Below are 21415 nucleotides of genomic sequence, written 5' to 3'. Positions count from 1 at the left end.
TTATGGAGCTTATTATGCCGGCTTATTTTGACCAACTCGATCGTGTACGTTTTGAAGGAACTCAGTCCACCAACCCGCTCGCATTTCGTCATTACAACCCAGACGAAATCGTGTTGGGCAAGCGCATGGAAGATCATCTGCGTTTTGCTGCCTGCTACTGGCACACTTTCTGCTGGAATGGTGCAGATATGTTTGGTGTTGGTGCATTTAATCGCCCGTGGCAGCAGCCCGGTGAAGCGCTGGAATTAGCGAAGCGCAAGGCGGACGTGGCGTTCGAGTTTTTCCACAAACTGAACGTGCCCTACTACTGCTTCCATGACGTGGATGTCTCGCCGGAAGGCGCGTCGCTGAAAGAGTACAAAAACAATTTTGCGCAGATGGTTGATGTACTGGCGGCAAAACAGGAGCAGAGCGGCGTGAAGCTGCTGTGGGGAACGGCAAACTGCTTCACCAACCCACGTTACGGCGCGGGCGCGGCCACGAACCCGGATCCAGAAGTGTTCAGTTGGGCCGCCACGCAGGTGGTTACGGCTATGGATGCCACGCATAAATTAGGCGGTGAAAACTACGTTCTGTGGGGCGGTCGTGAAGGCTATGAAACGCTACTGAATACCGATCTGCGGCAGGAACGTGAGCAAATTGGCCGATTCATGCAACTGGTCGTGGAACACAAACACAAAACCGGTTTCCAGGGCACTTTGCTTATCGAGCCGAAGCCGCAGGAACCGACCAAGCACCAGTACGATTACGATGCGGCGACCGTATACGGATTCCTCAAGCAGTTCGGTCTGGAAAAAGAGATCAAACTGAATATCGAAGCCAACCACGCCACGCTGGCGGGTCACTCGTTCCATCACGAAATCGCCACCGCTATCGCACTGGGCCTGTTTGGCTCTGTCGATGCCAACCGTGGGGACGCGCAACTGGGCTGGGATACTGACCAGTTCCCGAACAGCGTAGAAGAGAATGCGTTGGTGATGTACGAAATCCTGAAAGCCGGCGGCTTCACCACCGGTGGCCTGAACTTCGATGCCAAGGTTCGTCGTCAGAGTACCGATAAATACGATCTGTTCTATGGTCATATTGGCGCGATGGATACCATGGCGCTGTCGCTGAAAATTGCGGCGCGTATGATTGAAGACGGTGGTCTGGATCAGCGCGTGGCTAAACGTTATGCCGGTTGGAATGGTGAGCTGGGCCAGCAAATTCTGAAAGGGCAGATGACGCTGACGGAAATTGCGCAGTACGCTGAACAACACAACCTGGCGCCAGTGCACCAGAGCGGTCATCAGGAATTGCTGGAAAATCTGGTGAACCATTATTTGTTCGACAAATAACGGGTCTCTGAGCATGTCCGTAAGCCCGGTCAGCTCGCGCGACCGGGCCTTTCTTTAAGGAACGATGCCCTATGTATATCGGGATAGATCTTGGCACATCAGGCGTAAAGGCCATTCTGCTCAATGAGCAGGGCGATGTGGTCGCTTCGCAAACAGAGAAACTCACCGTTTCGCGCCCGCACCCGTTATGGTCAGAACAAGACCCAGAACAGTGGTGGCTGGCAACGGATCGCGCTGTGAAAGCCCTGGGTCGGCAGCATTCACTTCGCGAGGTGAAAGCGTTGGGAATTGCCGGACAGATGCACGGCGCGACGCTACTGGATGCACAACAGAAGGTATTACGCCCGGCTATCCTGTGGAACGATGGTCGCTGCGCCGAAGAGTGCGTCATGCTGGAGAGCCTGGTTCCGCAGTCTCGTGCCATCACCGGCAACCTGATGATGCCTGGCTTTACCGCGCCAAAGCTGCTGTGGGTACAGCGCCACGAACCGGAGATTTTTAGCCGGGTTGATAAAGTCCTGCTGCCGAAAGATTACCTGCGCCTGCGTATGACCGGCGATTTCGCCAGCGATATGTCTGATGCGGCTGGTACCCTGTGGCTGGATGTTGCGAAGCGTGACTGGAGTGATGTCATGCTGGAAGCCTGTAAGCTGACTCGTGCGCATATGCCTGCGCTCTATGAAGGCAGTGAGATTACCGGAACATTGTTGCCAGCAGTCGCCAGGGCCTGGGGAATGCAGGAGGTTGCGGTGGTCGCCGGAGGTGGGGATAACGCAGCGGGGGCGGTTGGCGTGGGCATGATGAATGCCGGTCAGGCGATGCTATCGCTGGGTACTTCCGGGGTCTATTTTGCGGTCAGCGACGGCTTTCTCAGCAAACCGGAAAGCGCGGTCCATAGCTTTTGCCATGCATTGCCTGAACGATGGCACCTGATGTCCGTGATGTTAAGTGCAGCATCCTGCCTGGACTGGGCGGCAAAATTAACCGGACTGGCGAGCGTTCCTGCGTTGATTGCCACAGCGCAACAGGCGGATGAACACGCTGAGCCGGTCTGGTTTTTACCCTATCTGTCCGGTGAACGTACGCCGCACAACAACCCGCAGGCGAAAGGCGTATTTTTCGGTCTGACGCATCAGCATGGTCCGGCGGAGCTGGCTCAGGCGGTGTTGGAAGGCGTTGGTTTTGCATTGGCTGAGGGTATGGATGTGGTACACGCCTGCGGCGTGCAGCCCTCCAGCATTACGCTGATTGGCGGCGGGGCGCGTAGCGAATACTGGCGTCAGATGCTGTCTGACATCAGCGGATTGCAGTTGGATTACCGTACCGGCGGCGATGTTGGTCCTGCTCTCGGTGCGGCGCGTCTGGCGCAAATTGCCATTAATCCGCAGCAGCCATTATCAGACCTTCTGCCTCAGCTTACGCTGGAGCAGGCGCATTATCCTGATGCCGAGCGCCATGCCCTTTACCAACAGCGTCGGGAAACCTTCCGCCGAATCTATCAGCAATTACAACCGCTGATGTCCTGACCCTAAATCCCCTCTGATAAACAGAGGGGATTTATCAAATATATATTTCAATCTAATTAATAATTAGCGCGCATGAATTTATTCTGAAAGTCCGGCGTAGTGACCTTTTCTGTGTTGTCTTTAGCGGGTTATTCATATTGTATCCATGATGGATAAGGAGGTCCCAATGAAGACGACAAGGCTGTTGCCATGGATATTATTCTTCTCTGGTGCATTTATTTACGTTATTGGCTTATGGCGGGCATGCCCGTTATTGAGTAGCAAAGGCTATTTTTTCGCCGTGCTGATGACGGGAATGTTTGTGACGTACGTTTATCAGCGTGCAGAAAATCTCAATCAGAACGATGAACACTTCGCCTCTGTATGTCAGATGGTGGCGCTCATCACGGTCGGGGTGCTGTTGGTGGGCGTATTGAATGTCCCATTATCCCCCCTCGAAAAGGGGCTGTTCCCGGTGGCATTCATCGTATGTTTACTGGGGCAAGTTTTACTCATGCGTTCAGCAGAATATTTATCTAAAGGACAGGACCTCTAAATGGAAAACAGGACATCAACTTATTCACCGGCATTTAGTATTGTGTCATGGGTCGCGCTTCTCGGCGGCATTGTGGTTTATCTGCTGGGGTTGTGGAATGCCGATATGCAGTTGAACGAAAAGGGGTATTACTTTGCTGTTTTGGTGCTTGGTTTGTTTTCTGCTGCGTCGTATCAAAAGACGGTACGGGATAAATATGAGGGGATCCCGACTACGCCGATTTACTACATAACCTGTCTTGCCGCGTTTATTATTGCGGTTGCATTGTTGGTTATCGGTTTGTGGAATGCCACGCTGCTGCTAAACGAGAAAGGGTTTTACGGCCTGGCCTTCTTTTTAAGCCTGTTTGGTACCGTTGCGGTGCAGAAAAATATCCGTGATAGTGACTTTGAGCATCCAAAAGAAACGCTGGCAGTCGCAGACGATTTTACGGAGTGATCGTATGCCCTCGATGGTTACCGATCGAGGGCTTTTATTGTTAGCTCACCAGTCTGCGCGTATCGATGCGCTGCAACAATACAGACAACAGTAAACTTCCCGCCAGCGTGGCGCTAAAAATCCATAACATATCCAGCGGCGGCCAGTTTTTGAGTTCTACACCGTTGGTGCGTAGCGCGTGAATGATCAGCGCATGAAAGCCATAAATGCCCAGGGAGTGGCGGGAAATAAGGCCCAGTACCGGCAGAGTGCGCGTACTGAGCGTATTTTTGACCAGCGTCAGGAGGGAGGCAGCACAAATAAACACCGCTGGGCCGCAATAGAGATACCAAGTATCGGCAAAATTGCCTCGCCAACGCAGTTCATGCAACGTGCCTCGAGAAATAATAAACACTGCGGTGATAAACAACGCCGCACAGAGCCAGGTAAGCGCGCGCTTGTGCGTATCCATCATACCAATCGCTCGGCCTAGCATACCGTACACAATGTAGTAGAAGGTGTCGCCACTGATGTACAGGTTGATGGGAAGCCACTCAAAACCGCCAATTTTTTGTGAGACGGTATTGGGATTGGCAATCACCCCAATCACCACCATAAGCGCCAGCAGCATCTTGCCGCTGATATTTTTTACCTGTATCAGCGGGGAAACCAAGTAGATTACGGCGATCGCGAAGAAAAACCACAGGTGATAGAACACCGGCTTTTGCAGCAAGTTTTTCAGCGACAGCTCAGCGTTGATCGAGGTAAACAGCAGGATGTAGGCCAGCGCCACGCTGCTGTAAAACAGGATGCAGAGCGCAATGCGCATGAAATGGCGCGGTTTGGCGCTGCGCTCGCCAAAAAACAGATAGCCCGAAATCATAAAGAACAACGGGACACTGACGCGAGAAGCTGAATTGAGCACATTGGCCAGATCCCAATTCAATGGGCTGACGCTTTGCGCATTGGTGATGTACCAGGTCGTGGTGTGGATCATCACAACCATGAGACAGGCTATCCCGCGCAGGTTATCAATCCAGAATATTTTGGGCTGCATCAGTTCCTCTGTATCCATTAAAAAAAGTCTGACCGAAATTTTGCGAGCGTAGCTCACTGGAAAAATCCGAGTTCTTACGCTAAAGCTTGAGATGGTCTGATGAGATTCTCAAAATAGCATCCGTTTCCAGACACTTAATAATAAGACTGACCAGCAAACCAGGCGGTAATAAAATGATGATGAAGTATTTCTTTTCCGCGATCGTTACCCTTTTACTGGTTGCGTGCGCCGACACCCAGCCGCCTGCACCCGCGCAGAAGGCGCAAAAGATCAAAGTCAGTGCAACACGTTCGCTGGATATGGAGTCACTGTGTAAAAATGAGGCGGCACAAATCTACAACACTGGTGTGCAGAAAATTGATATCTCCGGTCTGGAACAATTCCAGGGCAGCTATGAGATGCGTGGTTCTACCTTCCGTAAAGAGAGTTTTGTTTGCTCTTTTGATGCAGACGGGCAGTTTTTACACCTTTCCATGCGCTAAGTTCCCCCTTTTTCCCGTTTCGTACTGTATATCTTGCAGCCAGCGGGTATACTGACCGCTTCCTTTAAATCCACACGTATCCAGCACGAAATAATATGCAAAAGTTTGATACCAGGACCTTCCAGGGCTTGATCCTGACCTTACAGGATTACTGGGCTCGCCAGGGCTGCACCATCGTTCAACCATTGGACATGGAAGTCGGCGCGGGGACATCTCACCCAATGACCTGCCTGCGGGCGCTGGGGCCGGAACCGATGGCGACTGCTTATGTGCAGCCTTCTCGTCGTCCGACCGACGGCCGCTATGGCGAAAACCCGAACCGCTTACAACACTACTATCAGTTCCAGGTAGTGATTAAGCCGTCTCCGGACAACATTCAGGAGCTGTACCTGGGTTCTCTGAAAGAGCTGGGTATGGACCCGACCATTCACGATATCCGTTTCGTAGAAGATAACTGGGAAAACCCAACGCTGGGTGCCTGGGGTCTGGGTTGGGAAGTGTGGCTGAACGGCATGGAAGTCACGCAGTTCACCTACTTCCAGCAGGTTGGTGGTCTGGAATGTAAACCAGTGACCGGGGAAATTACCTACGGTCTGGAACGTCTGGCCATGTACATTCAGGGCGTAGACAGCGTTTACGACCTGGTCTGGAGCGACGGCCCGCTGGGTAAAACCACTTACGGCGATGTGTTCCATCAGAACGAAGTGGAGCAATCCACCTACAACTTCGAATACGCCGACGTGGACTTCCTGTTCACCTGCTTCGAGCAGTACGAGAAAGAAGCGCAGCAGCTGCTGGCGCTGGAAAATCCGCTGCCGCTGCCTGCGTATGAACGTATTCTGAAAGCCGCCCATAGCTTCAACCTGCTGGATGCGCGTAAAGCCATCTCCGTCACCGAGCGTCAGCGCTATATCCTGCGTATTCGCACCCTGACCAAAGCAGTGGCAGAAGCTTACTACGCTTCCCGTGAAGCCCTTGGCTTCCCGATGTGCAACAAAGACAAATAAGAGGCGGCCATGTCTGAGAAAACTTTTCTGGTGGAAATCGGCACTGAAGAGCTGCCACCAAAAGCACTGCGCAGCCTGGCTGAGTCCTTTGCTGCGAACTTTACCGCGGAGCTGGATAATGCTGGCATCGCGCACGGCAACGTGGAGTGGTTCGCCGCGCCGCGTCGTCTGGCGTTGAAAGTCGCTGCCCTGGCTGAAGCACAACCCGACCGTGAAGTAGAAAAACGCGGCCCGGCTATCGCCCAGGCGTTTGACGCCGAAGGTAAACCGAGCAAAGCGGCCGAAGGTTGGGCGCGTGGCTGTGGCATCACGGTTGATCAGGCTGAGCGTCTGACCACCGACAAAGGCGAGTGGCTGCTGTATCGCGCGCATGTGAAAGGCGAAAGCGCTGAAGCGTTGCTGCCGAATATGATCGCCACCTCACTGGCGAAGCTGCCGATCCCGAAACTGATGCGCTGGGGCGCGTCTGACGTTCACTTCGTGCGTCCGGTTCACACCGTGACGCTGCTGCTGGGCGACAAAGTTATTCCGGCAACTATTCTGGGTATTCAGTCCGATCGCGTGATCCGCGGGCATCGCTTTATGGGCGAGCCGGAGTTCACCATCGATAATGCCGATCAGTACCCAGAAATTCTGCGTGAGCGCGGCAAAGTGATTGCGGATTACGCTGAGCGTAAAGCCAAAATCAAAGCCGATGCCGAAGATGCGGCGCGTAAAATTGGCGGCAACGCCGATCTGAGTGAAAGCCTGCTGGAAGAAGTCACCTCGCTGGTGGAATGGCCGGTCGTGCTGACCGCGAAGTTCGAAGAGAAATTCCTCGCTGTTCCGTCCGAAGCGCTGGTACACACCATGAAAGGTGACCAGAAGTACTTCCCGGTATACGCGAACGACGGCAAACTGCTGCCGAACTTTATCTTCGTTGCTAACATCGAATCCAAAGACCCGCAGCAAATCATCTCTGGTAACGAGAAGGTGGTTCGTCCGCGTCTGGCGGATGCCGAGTTCTTCTTCAATACTGACCGTAAAAAACGTCTGGAAGACCATCTGCCGCGTCTGCAAACCGTGCTGTTCCAACAGCAACTGGGTACGCTGCGCGACAAGACTGACCGTATCCAGGCGCTGGCGGGCTGGATTGCTGGTCAGATTGGCGCTGACGTTAACCACGCAACGCGTGCTGGCCTGCTGTCCAAGTGCGACCTGATGACCAACATGGTCTTCGAGTTCACCGATACTCAGGGCGTGATGGGCATGCACTACGCGCGTCACGATGGTGAAGCGGAAGATGTCGCTGTGGCGCTGAACGAGCAGTATCAGCCGCGTTTTGCCGGTGATGACCTGCCGTCTAACCCGGTTGCCTGTGCCGTGGCGATTGCCGATAAGATGGACACCCTGGCGGGTATCTTCGGTATCGGTCAGCATCCAAAAGGCGACAAAGACCCGTTTGCGCTGCGTCGTGCCGCGCTGGGCGTACTGCGTATCATCGTTGAGAAGAACCTGAATCTGGATCTACAAACGTTGACCGAAGAAGCGGTTCGTCTGTATGGCGACAAGCTGACTAACGCCAACGTGGTGGATGATGTGATCGACTTTATGCTCGGTCGCTTCCGCGCCTGGTATCAGGATGAAGGTTACACCGTCGATACCATTCAGGCAGTACTGGCGCGTCGTCCGACTCGTCCGGCTGATTTCGACGCACGTATGAAGGCGGTTTCGCACTTCCGTACGCTGGAGGCCGCGTCCGCGCTGGCTGCAGCGAACAAGCGTGTATCGAACATCCTGGCGAAGTCTGAAGAGACGCTGAATGACCGCGTAAATTCGGCAACGCTGAAAGAGCCGGAAGAAATTGCGCTGGCGCTGCAGGTTGTGGTGCTGCGCGATAAGCTGGAGCCTGTCTTTGCAGCTGGTCGTTACCAGGAGGCGCTGGTTGAGTTGGCGGAACTGCGTGAACCGGTTGATGCGTTCTTCGAGAAAGTGATGGTCAACGTGGAAGATAAAGATCTGCGTATTAACCGTCTGTCTATGCTCGCAAAACTGCGCGAACTGTTCCTGCGCGTAGCGGATATTTCTCTGCTGCAGTAACGCTCCTGAGCTGACTTAGAAAAAGCCGGATAAGCATTGTGCCATCCGGCTTTTTTGTATGTAGTTAGCGCAGTTGTAATTTTGTCAGACAGGTCTGGCTGTCTTCCATCGTCTTGATGGGATACTCCGCTGTTTTACCGTTGTAACTTACCGCGATTGTGCCTGCCATATTGCGCGGTAGCCATACCCCGACGAAGCCATTTCGACCGCTCTTCATCACTTTTTGTACCACCACCTCACCCTTGTTATCCGTCACTTTGACATTGAATGCCTTCTCCGGCATTTCGCCCTGGCAGCCAGAAAGGCTGTGGTTGAAGCAAGGATGTGTTTGCCATTCATAGGGGGCAAATGACAGATAGAACTTGTCACCGAGCGGTAGGGTATAAATCTGATCGCCCGAAGAGAGCTTCAGTTCGGTACTGGTGATAGATGCTGAGTACGGCAGCGGGCGGTTCTGTGGCGACTGGTCAATGGTCTCGACGATTTGCTCGACGGATTTACCGCTGAGCCCGTGTTCCGCCAGAAAAGCAGCTTCCGGAGTTGCTGCGAACGCGCTACCGGTTGTGAGCAAACCTAAAACCAGCAGCAGTGAGGATTTCGACATAACTTCAATTCCTTGTGAATATTGTGGAATACAGACTGGCTCACTATAAAGCTTGCCCTTAGGGAAAGGTCAAAGGGAGGACGGGTAAAGTAATGCAAAGAAGCGTTTGGGCGGGGAGTCTTGTGCGAAGTACAGATAAAAAAAATCCCCGCCGTTTGGCAGGGATTCAGAATTTTGAGCTTTTTAAGCTTACAGGCTGGTTACGTTGCCAGCTGCCGGGCCTTTAGCGCCGCTTTCGATGGTGAAGGAAACTTTCTGACCTTCGTCCAGAGATTTGTAGCCATCGTTCTGGATAGCAGAGAAGTGTACGAACACATCTTTAGAGCCATCGTCAGGAGTGATGAAGCCGAAACCTTTGTCAGCGTTGAACCATTTTACGATACCAGTCATTTTACCGGACATAGTGTATTACCTTTTAAAAAATAAGTGTGCCTTTCGGCGATATGGCGTGCTTTACAGATTTTTTAACAGTAAAGGAAATGCTCACTACGAAGGGTATCAACGATAACTCTTGAAGGGACTTGCCTTACTAACTGCTGTAATGGTCTGTACGTCAAACCGTTGAGGGCATTAACTCATTTTACGCATGTGGATGCAACTACTATTTTCTTTTTTGTGGATAACCCCCTTAAGGGAACGGCCCTTTTACAGGGCCGTTCATAAGTAAAATTGAAAAATAGTTCAATCCATCAGTTGCTTACTTAATCTTGGGTCTGCCTGAATCAGGCGCATTAACTTCAATTCGGTATTGGAAGGCTTTACGCGTTTAGACTCCCATTCATGAACCGTCGCGACCGTCACGCCCATCACCCGGGCAAAATCATCTGTTTTTAAACCTGTCCCTCGTCGTAGCTGTTCAAATTCGGTGAAAGGGTTGGTTTTTTGCGTCAGAGTAACCGTCTGCGATACATCTTTAAAAACAATCTGCTCCAGACTGCTCAGCAGTTCAAACATAGGATCTTTGTATTCCATTGAGAACTCCTACAAATCACACAGCGGGATCGTGAATTTCATCGAAGCTCATTAAGAGTAGTCGGAAAAAATGAAGCCGGATTTTAGGTTTGTGTGATGGATTCGTTTCAGCGGATCGGGGTCGACAATCTTTTGCAGGCTAACGAACTGATAAAGGTCGTGATCTGCGAACGATCGATCCCGATTGTAAAGATGACTAAAATATGACGTCGTGTGGTAAATGGCGCATTGTTTAGCAAAACGATGGGTGGCGGGAGCGGTTATTTTCCCCCACAAGATTACGCGGAAAGGGTATCTTGCGGGGCTGACCTGGACTATCCTTGTCAACGTCAGGCACGCGGGTGTCGTTGTGCGCATTTTTGGGTGAAAGGAGTATTAAAATGGCGACAGGTAAGTCCTGCTCTCGCTGGTTTGCGCCTGTTTTGGCGCTCTTAATGGTAGTTGGCCTGAGTGGGTGTTTTGATAAAGAAGGCGATCAACGCAAAGCGTTTATCGATTTTCTGCAGAATACTGCAATGCGTAGCGGAGAGCGTTTACCAACGCTGACCGCCGATCAGAAAAAACAGTTTGGCCCGTTTGTGTCCGATTACGCGATTCTGTATGGCTATTCGCAGCAGGTTAATCAGGCAATGGACTCCGGTCTGCGCCCGGTGGTTGATAGCGTAAATGCGATTCGTGTTCCTCAGGATTATGTGACTCAGCGTGAACCGCTGCGTCAGGCAAATGGTGCGTTGGGCGTATTAGGGCAACAGTTGCAAAATGCGAAACTGCAGGCAGATGCTGCGCATGGCGCGCTGAAGCAGGGCGAGGATCTGAAGCCGGTCTTTGACCAGGTCTACAATAAAGTCGTCACTGTACCTTCAGAGGCGCTACAGCCGCTGATCCCTGCCGCGCAAATCTTCACGCAGCAGTTAGTGCAGGTCGGTGATTTTGTGGCACAGCAGGATACGCAGGTGAGCTTTGTCGCTAACGGTATCCAGTTCCCAACTTCACAGCAGGCAAGTCAGTACAACACGCTGATTGGCCCGTTGGCCTCTCAGCATCAGGCATTTAATCAGGCCTGGACTGCTGCGGTGAATGCCGCTCAGTAATGAAGGCGCTGTAATACATAAAAGGCCGGGTAAGCGTAAGCGCTACCCGGCCTTTTGTTTATGGCGCGACCTGCGGGTTCACGCAATTCTTCTCAACGCGTCCTTGCAGCGCATCGATTAAGTTATCCACCGCACAGGCCGCCATGTTATAGCGCGTTTCATGCGTCGCTGAACCTATGTGCGGTACGGCTACCACGTTTGGCAGCGCCAATAGCGGTGAGTCTGCTGGTAATGGCTCCTGCTCAAACACATCAAGGCCTGCGGCATGAATTTCCCCGCTTTGCAGGGCGGCAATCAGCGCTTTTTCATCGACCACTGGCCCACGCCCGGCGTTAATGAAAATGGCGGAGGACTTCATTTTGGCAAACTGTTCGGTACTAAACAGATGATGCGTTTCTGCGGTTAACGGCAGGATCAGGCAGACAAAATCGGACTCCTGCAACAGTGTATCGAGGTCGCAGTAACGCGCGTTGAAGCGTTCTTCCGCCTCCTGGTGATGACGGCGCGCGTTATAAAGAATCGGCATGCTAAAACCAAAATGCGCGCGTTGCGCCAGCGCCAGACCAATACGGCCCATGCCGACAATCCCCAGCGTTTTGTGGTGTACATCCGTACCAAACCAGTCCGGCCCGATACTTTTGGTCCACTCGCCAATTTTCACCCGTTCAGCAACTTCTACCACGCGGCGAGCGGTGCTTAACACCAGCGCCATTACCGTATCGGCGACAGTTTCCGTCAGCACGGTTGGCGTGTGCATCAACAGCACCTTGCGCGCGTTGAGGGCATCGACGTCGAAGTTGTCATAACCTACGGAAATCGTGGATGTCGCACGAAGCCTGGGCATTCTCTCCAGTAGGGCGGTATTGACGGCTTCACTGGAACCCAGCAGACCTTCCGCGTTGGCAAAAGCCTCGGCGTGCTGTGCGACCGTTTCCGGGCGCAGGTTAGGCACATGAGTCACAGTAAAATGCTCTTCCAGGCGATGCAGTAAATCGTCAGGTAACGCTTTATAGAGAATAATGGACGGCTTCATGCGAATCTCCGTAAGTTAAAATTTAAGCGTGGCGTGCGCCAATAGGTAATTGCTGATTATTAGCAGGCTTAACAATTAAAGTTAGCCATACTGAGACAAAAAGCGCTACCCCCATAAAAATGTACGAGGCGGATGGGCTGCCGGTTGCGCCATTGAGGTAGCCGACAAACCATGAACCAAAGAATGAGCCTAGCGCGCCCATGCTGTTAATCAGCGCCATTGCACCCCCGGCGACGTTGCGCGGCAGCATTTCCGGGATGATGGCGAAGAAGGGGCCATATGGGGCGTACATTGCCGCACCCGCAATAACTAACAGCGTGTAAGAAATCCAGAAGTGGTCTGCACCCACGGCCCAGGAGCCGATAAAAGCGAAAGCGGCTATCAATAACAGCGGCCAGACAAACAGTTTACGGTTTTGCAGCTTATCGGAGGCCCAGGAGACGAGGATCATCGCCGCCGTCGCCGCCAGATAAGGTACAGATGACAGCCAGCCAACCTCTACCATGCCCAGATTTGCGCCGCCGTTGCGGATAATCGACGGTAGCCACAGGACAAAACCATAGACGCCAATACTCCAGGCGAAATACTGCATGCACAGCAGGATGACGTTACGTGAGCGGAAGGCCTCGCTATAGTTACGCACGGCTTTGATGCCTTGCTGCTCTTTTTCCAGTTGCGCCTGAAGGGCGGCTTTTTCAGATTCTGACAGCCAGCCGACCTGAGACGGTTTGTCTTTTACCAATACCCACCAGCAGAACGCCCAGATGATGGCTGGGAAGCCCTCGATGATAAACATTTCCCGCCAGCCCAGCGCCTGGATCAGATAACCGGAAACCACAGACATCCACAGGACGGTAACCGGGTTTCCGAGGATCAGGAAAGTGTTAGCGCGCGAGCGCTCGGATTTCGTAAACCAGTTGCTGATATAAATCAGCATTGCGGGCATCACCGCGGCTTCAACGACGCCAAGAATAAAGCGGATGGCGGCAAGCATTGGAATATTGCTGACCATACCGGTTAACGACGCGCATGCGCCCCAGAGGATCAGACAGACAAAAATCAGTTTTCGTACGCTGCGCCGTTCTGCGTAAATCGCGCCAGGGATCTGAAAGAAGAAATAGCCGAGGAAAAACAGAGCGCCCAGCAGGGAAGAGATCCCTTTGGTAATGCCGAGGTCCTCGTTGATACCGGCGGCGGAGGCGAAGCTGAAGTTCGCACGGTCAAGGTACGCCAGGCTATACGTGATAAACACGATTGGCATAATGTACCACCAGCGTTTTGCTGCATTAGTTGAGCTATTCATAGACTGCCCTCTGGTTATGCTGATACGCCGCCTCTGTATGTAGGGTACAGAGACAGAGTTGGCCGGGAGTTTATTCCCCTAATTGTTCACGTGTGGGTAATCCTTCGCTGTCGCCCTGAACCTGAATGGCCAGTGCGCCGATTTTATTGCCGCGGGTCACCGCCTGATGCAGCGAACGGCCTTCCAGCAGGGCGCTGATAACGCCCACGGCAAAGCCATCGCCTGCGCCGACCGTATCGACCACGTTGTCGACTTTTACCGGTGCAACGCAACCTTGTTCACCGCTGGCTGTTTTGTACCAGGCACCATCAGCCCCGGTTTTGATGATCACGGCCTTCACCCCGTGGCGCAGATAAAAGTCGGCGATGGCTTCAGGCGTCTGTTGGCCGGTTAAAATCATCCCCTCTTTTAATCCAGGTAAAACCCAGTCAGCCTGGAATGCCAGCCGGTTCAGTTTTTCCACCATTTCGGCTTCGCTTTTCCACAGCACCGGACGCAAATTTGGGTCGAACGAGATGGTCTTCCCCTGGGCTTTCAGCGTGCGGGCGGTGTGCGCCAGTAGTTCATAGGAGCTGGCAGAAAGCGCTGCCGCCACGCCGCTCAGGTGCAAGTGGCGCGCGCTGGCGAAATAGTCCTCGTGATAATCCTCAACGCTGAGGTGGCTGGCGGCGGACCCTTTGCGGAAATACTCCACAATGGGATCGGTTCCATTTTCTACCTTAGATTTAAGCTGAAAGCCGGTAGCGTAACGCCCGTCCTGGGTAACTCCCTGCGCATCTATCCCTTCTTTTTCCAGCGACTTAACGATAAAACGACCAAAACTGTCGTTGCCTACGCGGCTCACCCAGCCGACCTTCAGGCCCAGACGAGCAAGACCGGTCGCCACGTTGAGTTCAGCGCCTGCAACGCGCTTGATAAACTGCTCTACATCCGTCAGTTCGCCGGTTTGCGTGGCGACAAACATCGCCATCGCTTCACCAATAGTGACCGCATCCAGTGAATTTTTCATGTGTTACTCCTCGCGTAACAGCTCGACGTAGTGGCGGGTAACCGCCGTCAAATCCTGCCCTTCCAGGGGGAACTCAATACCGCGCGGAACATCGTTGGGCAGCGTTTTTAACAGCGCCAGCCAGCGTGAATCTGCTTCATCAGGCGGTACGGCACGGTAGCTATCGCGATGCGTAACTGCGGCTTTGACATGGATATATCCGACGGTTGGCACCAGGTTCTGCGCGGCCTGTTCCGGGGAGTCGCCAACCCACAGCCAGTTGCCCATATCGAAAGTCAGAGATATCGGCAGGTTTTGCGTCTGACAGGCTTCATTGAAACGTTGCATCGGCTGCAGGCGTCCGCAGGCGGTCTGATCGTTTTCCACAACCAGCTCCATGCCGCTGTTGTCCAGCCATTCACGTAAATCGTCGAACTGTTCGGTATGGGAAAAATGACCGAGAGAGACTTTTAACCACAGCGCCTGTAGGGCCTGCGCTTCTTCGAGGAGCTGCGGAAGTCGGGGATTCAGGTTCCCATCCTCAAGGAATAACGGTTCAGGCGCTGAATAACAGGCCAGCAGGCCGAAGAGTTCGATTGCAGAGGCCATTGTGGACAGCGTTTTCAGCTCGGCGTCGGTTAATAACTCGCGGCGGATTTCGACGCCGTCAGCACCGGCTTCGGCAATGATGGGCAACATTGCCGTTTGCCCGCCTGCGGCCCGTACCTGGTCGTAGCCGTAGGCGGCGGTAACCACCATAATTTTTCTTTTCATGGAAACTCCAGACTAGCATTCTTGTTATAACGCTAGATGGAACCGGTTCCAAAGAAAAGCTCATGATGTCGAATTTATGATCACCATCACGAAGGAAATTTAACGGGCGGTTGAGCCGCGCACGATCAGCTCGCCGGAGAATACCTGTTCCTGAATGGCAGCAGAGCCGCCATCAATTCGGCGTACAACCTGCTCAACGGCGGTGTAGCCAATCTGCCATGTGGGTTGTTTCAACGTGGTGATACCGACGCCCGCCAGCTCCGCCCATTCCAGTTCGTCAAAACCGAGCAGGCCGATATCGCTGCCCCAGTTAAGGCCTATGCGCTTCAGGGCGCGGGCAACCTGCAGCGTGAGAGCGCCGTTGGCAGAGATAACGGCTTTGCGCATCCCCCGATGCTGCTGGTGAAACTGGCGCAGCGTATCATCCAGTTGCGTATTGTCCGTTAGCGGGACTTCGGCATTTTGCGCGATAACGCCGGGGTACTGTGCGAGCGTGGCGCGAAAAGCGCTCAGGCGTTCGCGGCGGGTATTCACCATGCCCAGCGGTTCGCTGAGGAACAGGATGGCTTCAAAACCTTGCTCGACCAGATGTTCAGTGGCAACCGTTGCCGCCTGGGTGTTATCCAGCCCGACCATATCACAGGCAAAATCGGGAATTTTACGGTCAATCAGTACCATCGGCAGCGCAGACTGTTGCAGGCGGTTCAGCCCCTCTTCGCGCATTCCAACGGCGTTGACCACAATCCCTTCGACCTGGTAGCTGCGCAGCAGGTCGAGATAATGCAGCTCCTGATCCACTTCGTTGTTGGTGTTACACACCAGCGGGGTAAAGCCCTTATCGCGACAGGCGGCTTCAATCCCGCTTAACACATTGACGGAGTAGGGATTAGTAATATCGGCGATGATCAGACCAATCAGACGGGTACGACCGTGTTTCAGGCCTCTTGCCATCAGGCTGGGACGGTAGTCGAGATCGGCAATGGCTTGTTCAATGCGGGCCAGTAGCGCGTCGGAAAGCAGGTGCTTTTCACCGTTGAGGTAGCGTGAAATGCTGGTCTTGCCGGTTTTTGCGGCTTTCGCCACATCGCTGATGGTTGCCCGTGTTGATTTGCTCATCGCTGATTTCCCTAAATTTGGTGACAACACCTTAACGCGAAAATCAACGATGGCAAGTGCTTCATGCCGGATAAGATGCTGCCATTATCCGGCACAAAACGTTACTGGAGCGGACTTAAGGTGATCTCTACGCGGCGGTTTTGTGCTTTACCTTCCGCCGTGCTGTTACTGGCGATCGGGTTTGCCGGGCCCATACCCTGAGTGCGGATACGGTTAGCGGCGACGCCTTGAGTGATTAAGGCGCTGGCCACGGAGTCCGCGCGCTGCTGCGACAGGCGCATATTCAGATCCTGACTGCCGGTGCTGTCGGTGAAGCCGAGCACGTTGACGGCGGTTTTATTGTACTCTTTCAGTACCATTGCCACGCCGGTCAGGGTGTTGGCACCCGCAGGTTTCAAGTTGCTGCTGTTGCTGTCGAAGGTGACGTTATTTGGCATATTCAGGATGATGTTATCGCCACTGCGCGTCACGCTGACGCCCGTCCCTTGCATTTTGTCGCGCAGTTTTGCTTCCTGCACGTCCATGTAATAGCCGACACCGCCGCCAACGGCCGCGCCAGCCGCCGCACCAATCAGCGCGCCTTTGCCGCGATCTTTCTTCGAAGAAGATAGTGCGCCAATACCCGCGCCGACCAGAGAGCCAATACCCGCGCCAATGCCGGATTTACCCGCTTCGCGTTCGCCGGTGTAAGGGTTTGTTGTGCAGCCAGAAACCGCCAGGGCGCCGCTCACGATGGCAGCAATAACAAAAACACGTTTCTTCATCTTAATTCCTTAATGACTTTTTCTTCTTTACCACAGCGACCGTGGCGGTTGATTATGACGTGTGAACATGAAGAAAATTCCAGGGAACACTCTGAAATTTGTAAGTAACATTGAACGGCATAATAAATAAGCCGTCACATCGCATTCAGGAGCGCCATCTTGGCTAATTCACCCGCACATTACTCGGTGTTAACCGCCGCCCACTGGGGACCTATTCTCGTCGAAACCGATGGCGAGACGGTTTTCTCCTCTCGCGGCGCGCTGCCCACCGCCCATCCCAACTCTTTGCAAACCGTGGTGCGCGACCAGGTACACAGTAAAACGCGGGTACGTTTTCCCATGGTGCGTAAAGGCTTTCTCGCCTCGCCGGAGGATCCGCAGGGTGTGCGCGGGCAGGATGAATTTGTTCGTGTCAGTTGGGACGACGCGCTGAATCTTATCCATACGCAGCATAAACGCATCCGTGACAGCTACGGGCCGGCCTCGATTTTTGCCGGTTCCTACGGCTGGCGTTCCAACGGCGTGTTACACAAAGCCGCAACCCTGCTACAGCGTTATATGGCGCTGGCGGGTGGTTATACCGGGCATCTGGGGGATTACTCGACGGGCGCTGCGCAGGCCATCATGCCGTACGTGGTGGGCGGTAACGAAGTTTACCAGCAGCAGACCAGTTGGCCGGTGGTGCTGGAGAACAGCGAAGTGGTGGTGTTATGGAGCGCCAATCCGCTGAATACCCTGAAAATTGCCTGGAACGCCTCCGACGAGCAGGGCCTCGCTTACTTTGAAGCACTGCGTGGCAGCGGGAAGCGGTTGATCTGTATCGATCCGATGCGATCGGAAAGCGTCGATTTCTTTGGCGAGAAGATGGAATGGATCGCTCCGCATATGGGGACCGACGTGGCGCTGATGCTGGGTATCGCGCATACGCTGGTGGAAAACGGCTGGCACGACGCGGACTTTCTTGCCCGGTGTACGACCGGATATGACCGTTTTGCCGACTATCTGCTGGGCAAATCTGACGATGTTGCAAAAACGGCAGAATGGGCCGCTGAAATTTGTGGTGTTCCGGCGGCTAAAATACGTGAACTTGCGGCGATATTTCATCAAAACACCACCATGCTGATGGCGGGATGGGGTATGCAACGCCAGCAGTATGGCGAGCAGAAACACTGGATGATTGTTACGTTGGCCGCCATGCTCGGGCAAATCGGGACGCCTGGCGGCGGCTTTGGGCTGTCGTACCATTTTGCCAACGGCGGCAACCCAACGCGCCGTGCTGCGGTGCTGGCTTCAATGCAGGGCAGCGTTAAAAACGGCACCGACGCGGTGGATAAAATCCCGGTGGCGCGAATTGTTGAAGCGCTGGAGAACCCGGGTGGTTTTTATCAGCACAACGGTATGGACCGCCATTTCCCGGACATCCGTATGCTGTGGTGGGCGGGCGGCGCTAACTTCACCCATCATCAGGACACCAACCGCCTGATCCGCGCCTGGCAAAAACCGGAGCTGGTGGTTATCTCGGAGTGTTTCTGGACAGCCGCAGCGAAGCATGCCGATATCGTGCTGCCGGCGACGACGTCCTTTGAGCGTAATGATTTGACCATGACCGGCGATTACAGCAACCAGCATCTGGTGCCGATGAAGCAGGTTGTATCGCCGCAGGCTGAAGCGCGAAATGATTTTGATGTCTTTGCCGAGCTGAGTGAACGCTGGGAGAAGGGCGGATATGAGCGATTTACCGAAGGCAAAAGCGAGCTGGAATGGCTGGAGACTTTTTACAACATTGCCGGGCAGCGTGGGGCTAGCCAGCAGGTGACGTTGCCGCCATTCACCGAGTTTTGGCAGCGGAATGCGCTGATCGAAATGCCAGAAAATGCCGCCAGCGCGCAGTTTATCCGTTTCGCGGATTTTCGCCGCAACCCACAGGCGCATCCGCTGAAAACGGACAGCGGTAAAATTGAAATCTACTCCGCGAGGATTGCCGGTTACGGTTACGCGGACTGTGCGGGGCATCCGATGTGGCTGGAGCCGGATGAGTGGTTCGGTAACGCCGAGCCGGGCCAGTTACAGCTGCTTTCCGCCCATCCGGCGCACCGTTTGCACAGTCAGCTAAATTACAGCGCGTTGCGCGAACAGTATGCGGTAGCGGATCGTGAGCCCGTCACGATTCATCCGCAGGATGCCAAAGCGCGCGGTATTGCGGATGGCGACACGGTCAGGGTGTGGAACCAGCGTGGGCACGTTCTGGCGGGAGCGGTCGTGACGACGGGAATTAAACCCGGTGTCATCTGTATTCATGAGGGCGCCTGGCCTGATTTGGATCTCGCCGCCAACGGTATTTGTAAAAATGGCGCCGTCAACGTGCTGACCAAAGATCTCCCCAGCTCGAAGCTGGGGAATGGCTGCGCGGGCAACACTGCGCTGGCGTGGCTCGAAAAATACAGCGGACCAACGTTGACGCTTACGGCGTTTGATCCGCCTGCCAACCCATAATCCACGTGGGATGGTGAGTCTCTTCCTGCCATGCGCCATCTTCAATGCGAAAACCCAGCGCATGGTAGAAGTTCACCGCTGATTGATTCTTCTGGTAGACCTCGAGGCTGAGTAACGAAAAGCGCTGCTGCACATGCTGCACCAGCGCTTTGCCGATCCCGCTTCTGATGGCGGCAGGCGCGACGAACAGCGCGCCGAGAAAGCGGTCGTCAATGACGCTGGCAAAGCCTTTGAGCCCCCCTTCTTCTTCCCATACCCAGGTTTGTGCGGCTGGCAGATAAACATCCCGCACGATGGATTCACTTTCGCGCCAGTAGCGTTCTTCGATAAACGGATGGGCATGGATCGTGCTTTCCATCCACAGCGCCAGAATCGACGGTAGATCGTCAGCCTTTGATTCACGAATCATGTTGTTCTCCCGGGTAACAGATACAGCTGGTGACATGGTCATTGACCAAGCCGCATGCCTGCATAAAGGAGTAACAGATGGTGGTGCCGACAAACTTAAATCCGCGTTTTTTTAACGCTTTAGACAGTGCATCTGACGCCGGTGTAGAGGTGGGGATATCGCTCAGGTTGGCGGCGCGGGTCAGTTGCGGTTGGTTATCAACAAACGACCAGACGAACTCGCTAAACGATTCTCCGTTTTGCGCCATGGTCAGAAAGGCGCGAGCGTTGCCGATAATGGCCTGAATTTTTCCTCGATGGCGAATAATGCCGGCATCCAGTACCAGTCTTTCCACATCTTCTTCGGTCATGGCCGCCACTTTTTCCGGGTCAAAATAGTGGAAGGCGTGGCGATAATTTTCTCGTTTCTTTAGCACGGTGATCCATGATAAACCGGCCTGTTGGCCTTCCAGACAGATCATTTCGAACAGCTTGTTGCCATCTGTTTCGGGGACGCCCCATTCCTTGTCGTGGTAGGCAATGTAAAGTGGGTCCTGGCTGACCCATCCGCAACGCTGCATATTCTTCCTCGCTGTTTTTACTGGCGTAAAAATTTCATTCGGCCCGCCTTGACGCGCCAGCTAAAAAGACAATATTTAATACAGGGCCTGATGGGCCCGATATCCTTCACACAATGACAATAATATCGCCGAATTCGGCTCTTTTCTGGAGTCGCGTTGATGATTATAAGAAACAGTAGTGGTCGCCAAAGGTTAACTCTGGCGAGCGTCGTAGTTTGTGCGCTGTTCATCAATACAGCATATGGCTGGCAACAAGAATATATCGTTGATGCGATGTCAGGGCATACGGCTGAACGTTATACATGGGACAGCGATCACCAACCACGTTATAACGACATTCTGGAAGAACGTATTCGCTCCACTCAAAACGTGGCGGGTCCCGTGGTGAATCTGGCGGATGAAACGCCTATGGATGCGACCAGCGGCATGAGTATGGGCTGGAACTTTCCGCTTTCAGGGCAGGTGACGACCGGTCCGGTGGCCGCGCTGCATTATGACGGTTCGACCACGTCTACTTACAACGAATTTGGCGATAGCGTGACGTCGGTAACGCAGAACGATCCGCTGTGGCATGCCAGCGTCAGCACGTTAGGCTGGCGAGTCAATTCTCAGTTCGGTGATGTGCGACCGTGGGCGCAAATCAGCTATAACCAGCAGTTTGGCGAGAATATCTGGAAAGCGCAGTCGGGCCTCAGTCGCATGACGGCGGCGGGTCAAGACGGTAACTGGCTGGATGTTACCGTTGGCGCAGATATGCTGTTGAACCGGCACATGGCGGCTTACGCGGCGCTTTCGCAGGCGGAAAATAGCGCCAATAACAGCGACTATATGTACACCATGGGAGTGAGTGCCAAATTTTAACGCAAAAA

At 53.7% G+C, this 21415-nt stretch carries 22 protein-coding genes; 10 read left to right on the top strand and 12 right to left on the bottom strand.

What is annotated here, in order from left to right:
* Positions 1-14: 14 nt before the first annotated feature.
* The 4 genes from xylA (at position 15) to yiaA (ending at position 3836) form a co-directional block, all read left to right on the top strand.
* Positions 15-1337: a xylose isomerase gene (xylA, locus tag ABIE10_RS18755; RefSeq protein ID WP_153689912.1), complete on the top strand. Its 1323-nt coding sequence runs from the start codon at positions 15-17 to the stop codon at positions 1335-1337.
* Positions 1338-1408: 71 nt separating this feature from the next.
* Complete coding sequence (gene xylB / locus ABIE10_RS18750) at positions 1409-2863, top strand: xylulokinase (protein ID WP_429156605.1); 1455 nt, start codon at positions 1409-1411, stop codon at positions 2861-2863.
* A 166-nt stretch (positions 2864-3029) separates the two neighbouring features.
* Positions 3030-3398 (top strand): inner membrane protein YiaB, encoded by a 369-nt coding sequence (yiaB, locus tag ABIE10_RS18745; RefSeq protein WP_103766986.1) that lies wholly within the window; start codon positions 3030-3032, stop codon positions 3396-3398.
* Positions 3399-3836 (top strand): inner membrane protein YiaA, encoded by a 438-nt coding sequence (yiaA, locus tag ABIE10_RS18740; RefSeq protein ID WP_142418069.1) that lies wholly within the window; start codon positions 3399-3401, stop codon positions 3834-3836.
* A 40-nt stretch (positions 3837-3876) separates the two neighbouring features.
* Here the strand turns inward: yiaA and ABIE10_RS18735 are convergent, their stop codons facing one another.
* Positions 3877-4872, bottom strand: a complete 996-nt coding sequence (locus tag ABIE10_RS18735) for an acyltransferase (protein WP_046275799.1) — start codon at positions 4870-4872, stop codon at positions 3877-3879.
* Between the two features lie 173 nt (positions 4873-5045).
* Between ABIE10_RS18735 and ABIE10_RS18730 the strand changes: the two genes are divergently transcribed.
* From ABIE10_RS18730 to glyS, 3 genes are all read left to right on the top strand, one after another.
* On the top strand, positions 5046-5354 hold the full coding sequence (locus ABIE10_RS18730; protein ID WP_016154920.1) for a YsaB family lipoprotein: 309 nt from the start codon (positions 5046-5048) through the stop codon (positions 5352-5354).
* 95 nt (positions 5355-5449) lie between these two features.
* Positions 5450-6361 carry a glycine--tRNA ligase subunit alpha gene (gene glyQ, locus ABIE10_RS18725; protein ID WP_001168551.1) on the top strand — a complete coding sequence of 304 codons (912 nt, stop codon included), beginning with the start codon at positions 5450-5452 and terminating at the stop codon, positions 6359-6361.
* A gap of 9 nt (positions 6362-6370) precedes the next feature.
* The gene (gene glyS, locus ABIE10_RS18720) at positions 6371-8440 is read left to right on the top strand and encodes a glycine--tRNA ligase subunit beta (protein WP_016157728.1); all 2070 of its coding nucleotides are present in this window, start codon (positions 6371-6373) and stop codon (positions 8438-8440) included.
* A gap of 64 nt (positions 8441-8504) precedes the next feature.
* On the opposite strand, the gene cueP is transcribed toward glyS, so the two are convergent.
* The 3 genes from cueP to ABIE10_RS18705 form a co-directional block, all read right to left on the bottom strand.
* A complete protein-coding gene (gene cueP, locus ABIE10_RS18715; protein WP_046275781.1) occupies positions 8505-9044 on the bottom strand; it encodes a copper-binding periplasmic metallochaperone CueP in 540 nt (179 codons plus the stop codon).
* Positions 9045-9233: 189 nt separating this feature from the next.
* Entirely contained in the window at positions 9234-9446 is a 213-nt protein-coding gene (gene cspE / locus ABIE10_RS18710) for a transcription antiterminator/RNA stability regulator CspE (RefSeq protein WP_000014594.1), read from the bottom strand.
* Positions 9447-9725: 279 nt separating this feature from the next.
* Positions 9726-10016 carry an HTH-type transcriptional regulator gene (locus tag ABIE10_RS18705; protein WP_016157726.1) on the bottom strand — a complete coding sequence of 97 codons (291 nt, stop codon included), beginning with the start codon at positions 10014-10016 and terminating at the stop codon, positions 9726-9728.
* Positions 10017-10396: 380 nt separating this feature from the next.
* On the opposite strand from ABIE10_RS18705, the gene ABIE10_RS18700 reads away from it, so the two are divergent.
* The gene (locus tag ABIE10_RS18700) at positions 10397-11107 is read left to right on the top strand and encodes a DUF3053 domain-containing protein (protein WP_016154915.1); all 711 of its coding nucleotides are present in this window, start codon (positions 10397-10399) and stop codon (positions 11105-11107) included.
* Between the two features lie 58 nt (positions 11108-11165).
* Here ABIE10_RS18700 and ghrB read toward each other — a convergent pair whose 3' ends face one another.
* The 6 genes from ghrB to ABIE10_RS18670 form a co-directional block, all read right to left on the bottom strand.
* The gene (gene ghrB / locus ABIE10_RS18695) at positions 11166-12140 is read right to left on the bottom strand and encodes a glyoxylate/hydroxypyruvate reductase GhrB (protein WP_016154914.1); all 975 of its coding nucleotides are present in this window, start codon (positions 12138-12140) and stop codon (positions 11166-11168) included.
* Positions 12141-12162: 22 nt separating this feature from the next.
* The gene (locus ABIE10_RS18690; RefSeq protein ID WP_003827389.1) at positions 12163-13443 is read right to left on the bottom strand and encodes an MFS transporter; all 1281 of its coding nucleotides are present in this window, start codon (positions 13441-13443) and stop codon (positions 12163-12165) included.
* Between the two features lie 70 nt (positions 13444-13513).
* Entirely contained in the window at positions 13514-14452 is a 939-nt protein-coding gene (locus tag ABIE10_RS18685; protein ID WP_046275780.1) for a sugar kinase, read from the bottom strand.
* 3 nt (positions 14453-14455) lie between these two features.
* Positions 14456-15205 carry a sugar phosphate isomerase/epimerase family protein gene (locus ABIE10_RS18680; RefSeq protein ID WP_429156580.1) on the bottom strand — a complete coding sequence of 250 codons (750 nt, stop codon included), beginning with the start codon at positions 15203-15205 and terminating at the stop codon, positions 14456-14458.
* A gap of 99 nt (positions 15206-15304) precedes the next feature.
* Positions 15305-16321: a LacI family DNA-binding transcriptional regulator gene (locus ABIE10_RS18675; RefSeq protein WP_005133828.1), complete on the bottom strand. Its 1017-nt coding sequence runs from the start codon at positions 16319-16321 to the stop codon at positions 15305-15307.
* A gap of 101 nt (positions 16322-16422) precedes the next feature.
* Positions 16423-17085: an OmpA family lipoprotein gene (locus tag ABIE10_RS18670; protein WP_016157720.1), complete on the bottom strand. Its 663-nt coding sequence runs from the start codon at positions 17083-17085 to the stop codon at positions 16423-16425.
* A gap of 159 nt (positions 17086-17244) precedes the next feature.
* Here ABIE10_RS18670 and ABIE10_RS18665 point away from each other — a divergent pair, with 159 nt between their 5' ends.
* Positions 17245-19578 carry a molybdopterin guanine dinucleotide-containing S/N-oxide reductase gene (locus tag ABIE10_RS18665; RefSeq protein ID WP_429156577.1) on the top strand — a complete coding sequence of 778 codons (2334 nt, stop codon included), beginning with the start codon at positions 17245-17247 and terminating at the stop codon, positions 19576-19578.
* On the opposite strand, the gene ABIE10_RS18660 is transcribed toward ABIE10_RS18665, so the two are convergent.
* Positions 19547-19987: an N-acetyltransferase gene (locus ABIE10_RS18660; protein ID WP_047501344.1), complete on the bottom strand. Its 441-nt coding sequence runs from the start codon at positions 19985-19987 to the stop codon at positions 19547-19549. The two genes, ABIE10_RS18665 and ABIE10_RS18660, sit on opposite strands and share 32 nt — an antisense overlap.
* Complete coding sequence (gene tag, locus ABIE10_RS18655) at positions 19977-20546, bottom strand: DNA-3-methyladenine glycosylase I (RefSeq protein WP_103766982.1); 570 nt, start codon at positions 20544-20546, stop codon at positions 19977-19979. The genes ABIE10_RS18660 and tag overlap by 11 nt, the downstream gene beginning before the upstream one ends.
* 159 nt (positions 20547-20705) lie before the next feature.
* Between tag and ABIE10_RS18650 the strand changes: the two genes are divergently transcribed.
* A complete protein-coding gene (locus ABIE10_RS18650; protein WP_053388700.1) occupies positions 20706-21407 on the top strand; it encodes an autotransporter outer membrane beta-barrel domain-containing protein in 702 nt (233 codons plus the stop codon).
* The last annotated feature ends 8 nt before the right edge of the window (positions 21408-21415 follow it).

This window comes from Citrobacter sp. 506 (assembly GCF_050434985.1).
Taxonomy (GTDB): Bacteria; Pseudomonadota; Gammaproteobacteria; order Enterobacterales; family Enterobacteriaceae; genus Citrobacter; species Citrobacter braakii.
Note: the sequence above shows the minus strand (reverse complement) of the source record. Positions and strands in the feature narration are given on the sequence as shown.

Bases quoted from the DNA above. Each gene is read 5' to 3' on its own strand.
- tag (WP_103766982.1), bottom strand. From the start codon at position 20,546: ATGCAGCGTTGCGGATGGGTCAGCCAGGACCCACTTTACATTGCCTAC.
- ABIE10_RS18690 (WP_003827389.1), bottom strand. From the start codon at position 13,443: ATGAATAGCTCAACTAATGCAGCAAAACGCTGGTGGTACATTATGCCA.
- ABIE10_RS18670 (WP_016157720.1), bottom strand. From the start codon at position 17,085: ATGAAGAAACGTGTTTTTGTTATTGCTGCCATCGTGAGCGGCGCCCTG.
- cueP (WP_046275781.1), bottom strand. From the start codon at position 9,044: ATGTCGAAATCCTCACTGCTGCTGGTTTTAGGTTTGCTCACAACCGGT.
- ABIE10_RS18660 (WP_047501344.1), bottom strand. From the start codon at position 19,987: ATGATTCGTGAATCAAAGGCTGACGATCTACCGTCGATTCTGGCGCTG.
- cspE (WP_000014594.1), bottom strand. From the start codon at position 9,446: ATGTCCGGTAAAATGACTGGTATCGTAAAATGGTTCAACGCTGACAAA.
- yiaA (WP_142418069.1), top strand. From the start codon at position 3,399: ATGGAAAACAGGACATCAACTTATTCACCGGCATTTAGTATTGTGTCA.
- xylB (WP_429156605.1), top strand. From the start codon at position 1,409: ATGTATATCGGGATAGATCTTGGCACATCAGGCGTAAAGGCCATTCTG.
- ABIE10_RS18675 (WP_005133828.1), bottom strand. From the start codon at position 16,321: ATGAGCAAATCAACACGGGCAACCATCAGCGATGTGGCGAAAGCCGCA.
- glyS (WP_016157728.1), top strand. From the start codon at position 6,371: ATGTCTGAGAAAACTTTTCTGGTGGAAATCGGCACTGAAGAGCTGCCA.
- ABIE10_RS18705 (WP_016157726.1), bottom strand. From the start codon at position 10,016: ATGGAATACAAAGATCCTATGTTTGAACTGCTGAGCAGTCTGGAGCAG.
- ABIE10_RS18700 (WP_016154915.1), top strand. From the start codon at position 10,397: ATGGCGACAGGTAAGTCCTGCTCTCGCTGGTTTGCGCCTGTTTTGGCG.
- ABIE10_RS18685 (WP_046275780.1), bottom strand. From the start codon at position 14,452: ATGAAAAATTCACTGGATGCGGTCACTATTGGTGAAGCGATGGCGATG.
- ghrB (WP_016154914.1), bottom strand. From the start codon at position 12,140: ATGAAGCCGTCCATTATTCTCTATAAAGCGTTACCTGACGATTTACTG.
- xylA (WP_153689912.1), top strand. From the start codon at position 15: ATGCCGGCTTATTTTGACCAACTCGATCGTGTACGTTTTGAAGGAACT.
- yiaB (WP_103766986.1), top strand. From the start codon at position 3,030: ATGAAGACGACAAGGCTGTTGCCATGGATATTATTCTTCTCTGGTGCA.
- glyQ (WP_001168551.1), top strand. From the start codon at position 5,450: ATGCAAAAGTTTGATACCAGGACCTTCCAGGGCTTGATCCTGACCTTA.
- ABIE10_RS18650 (WP_053388700.1), top strand. From the start codon at position 20,706: ATGATTATAAGAAACAGTAGTGGTCGCCAAAGGTTAACTCTGGCGAGC.
- ABIE10_RS18680 (WP_429156580.1), bottom strand. From the start codon at position 15,205: ATGAAAAGAAAAATTATGGTGGTTACCGCCGCCTACGGCTACGACCAG.
- ABIE10_RS18730 (WP_016154920.1), top strand. From the start codon at position 5,046: ATGATGATGAAGTATTTCTTTTCCGCGATCGTTACCCTTTTACTGGTT.
- ABIE10_RS18735 (WP_046275799.1), bottom strand. From the start codon at position 4,872: ATGCAGCCCAAAATATTCTGGATTGATAACCTGCGCGGGATAGCCTGT.